Here is a 2,500-nt window from a genome sequence, read left to right as displayed (position 1 = left end):
CTGGCGACCGATAGTGAAGCAGTACCGTGAGGGAAAGGTGAAAAGAACCGCGGGAGCGGAGTGAAAGAGAACCTGAAACCGTGTGCTTACAAGAAGTCAGAGCCCGTTAAAGGGTGATGGCGTGCCTTTTGTAGAATGAACCGGCGAGTTACGTTTGCAAGCGAGGTTAAGGTGAGAAGCCGAAGCCGCAGCGAAAGCGAGTCTGAATAGGGCGAATGAGTTTGCAGGCGTAGACCCGAAACCGTGTGATCTACCCCTGTCCAGGGTGAAGGTGCGGTAACACGCACTGGAGGCCCGAACCCACGAATGTTGAAAAATTCGGGGATGAGGTGGGGGTAGCGGAGAAATTCCAATCGAACTCGGAGATAGCTGGTTCTCCCCGAAATAGCTTTAGGGCTAGCCTCGGGAGATGCGTCGTGGAGGTAAAGCACTGATTGGGTGCGGGGCCCGCCAAGGGTTACCAAGTCCAGTCAAACTCTGAATGCCACAGACGTTAACCCGGGAGTCAGACAGTGAGTGCTAAGATCCATTGTCAAGAGGGAAACAGCCCAGATCATCAGCTAAGGTCCCCAAGTGTGTGTTAAGTGGGAAAGGATGTGGAGTTGCGCAGACAACCAGGATGTTGGCTTAGAAGCAGCCACCATTCAAAGAGTGCGTAATAGCTCACTGGTCGAGTGACTCTGCGCCGAAAATGTAACGGGGCTAAACACACCACCGAAGCTATGGCTAGATATGAAAATATCTGGGGTAGGGGAGCGTTGTAACAGCGTTGAAGGTTGATCGTGAGGACAGCTGGAGCGGTTACAAGTGAGAATGCCGGTATGAGTAACGAAAAGATCAGTGAGAATCTGATCCGCCGAAAGCCTAAGGGTTCCTGAGGAAGGTTCGTCCGCTCAGGGTAAGTCGGGACCTAAGGCGAGGCCGAAAGGCGTAGTCGAAGGACAACAGGTTGAAATTCCTGTACCACCGTGAACCGTTATGAGCGATGGGGTGACGCAGAAGGATAGTGACGCGAGCTGATGGATGCTCGTCCAAGCAGTGAGGCTGGTGTGCAGGCAAATCCGCACATCGAAAGGCTGGGCTGTGATGGGGAGGGAAAATTGGAGTACCGAAGGTCATGAGTTCAGGCTGCCAAGAAAAGCCTCTAGCCAGGGAGAAGGTGCCCGTACCGCAAACCGACACAGGTAGGCGAGCAGAGAATGCTAAGGCGCGCGGAAGAACTCTCGTTAAGGAACTCGGCAAAATGACCCCGTAACTTCGGGAGAAGGGGTGCCCCGGTAGGGTGAATAGCCCGAGGGGGCCGCAGTGAAAAGGCCCAAGCGACTGTTTAGCAAAAACACAGGTCTGTGCGAAGCCGCAAGGCGAAGTATACGGGCTGACGCCTGCCCGGTGCTGGAAGGTTAAGGGGAGCGGTTAGGGTAAGACCGAAGCTGTGAACCGAAGCCCCAGTAAACGGCGGCCGTAACTATAACGGTCCTAAGGTAGCGAAATTCCTTGTCAGGTAAATTCTGACCCGCACGAATGGCGTAACGACTTGGGCGCTGTCTCGACGAGAGATCCGGTGAAATTTTAATACCTGTGAAGATGCAGGTTACCCGCGACAAGACGGAAAGACCCCATGGAGCTTTACTGCAGCTTGATATTGGACTTTGGTACGATCTGTACAGGATAGGTGGGAGCCTGAGAAGCATGAGCGCCAGCTTGTGTGGAGGCGACGTTGGGATACCACCCTGATCGTATCGGAGTTCTAACCTGGTGCCCTAAGCGGGTATGGGGACAGTGTCAGGTGGGCAGTTTGACTGGGGCGGTCGCCTCCTAAAGCGTAACGGAGGCGCCCCAAGGTTCCCTCAGAATGGTTGGAAATCATTCGCAGAGTGCAAAGGCAAAAGGGAGCTTGACTGCGAGACAAACAGGTCGAGCAGGGACGAAAGTCGGGCTTAGTGATCCGGTGGTACCGAATGGAAGGGCCATCGCTCAACGGATAAAAGCTACCCTGGGGATAACAGGCTTATCTCCCCCAAGAGTCCACATCGACGGGGAGGTTTGGCACCTCGATGTCGGCTCATCGCATCCTGGGGCTGAAGTAGGTCCCAAGGGTTGGGCTGTTCGCCCATTAAAGCGGTACGCGAGCTGGGTTCAGAACGTCGTGAGACAGTTCGGTCCCTATCTGTCGCGGGCGCAGGAAATTTGAGAGGAGCTGTCCTTAGTACGAGAGGACCGGGATGGACGTACCGCTGGTGTACCAGTTGTCTCGCCAGAGGCACGGCTGGATAGCCAAGTACGGAAGGGATAAGCGCTGAAAGCATCTAAGCGTGAAGCCCCCCTCAAGATGAGATTTCCCAGTATGTAAGACCCCTTGTAGACGACGAGGTAGATAGGTTCGGGGTGGAAGCACGGCAACGTGTGGAGCTGACGAATACTAATCGGTCGAGGGCTTATCCAAAAAGCACATGAAGATGATCAGCGGCTTGGTTTCGATCCAGTTTTCAGGGCGCAAGCC

1 rRNA gene (cut by a window edge) is annotated in these 2,500 nt (G+C 54.6%); it reads left to right on the top strand.

The window, feature by feature from the left end:
- Positions 1-2,443 (top strand): 23S ribosomal RNA (locus D5S18_RS36715); it begins 476 nt to the left of the window's first position.
- The last annotated feature ends 57 nt before the right edge of the window (positions 2,444-2,500 follow it).

It is taken from the genome of Nocardia panacis (assembly GCF_003598715.1).
Classification (GTDB): domain Bacteria; phylum Actinomycetota; class Actinomycetes; order Mycobacteriales; family Mycobacteriaceae; genus Nocardia; species Nocardia panacis.
This window is presented reverse-complemented; position numbering and strand designations above follow the sequence as displayed.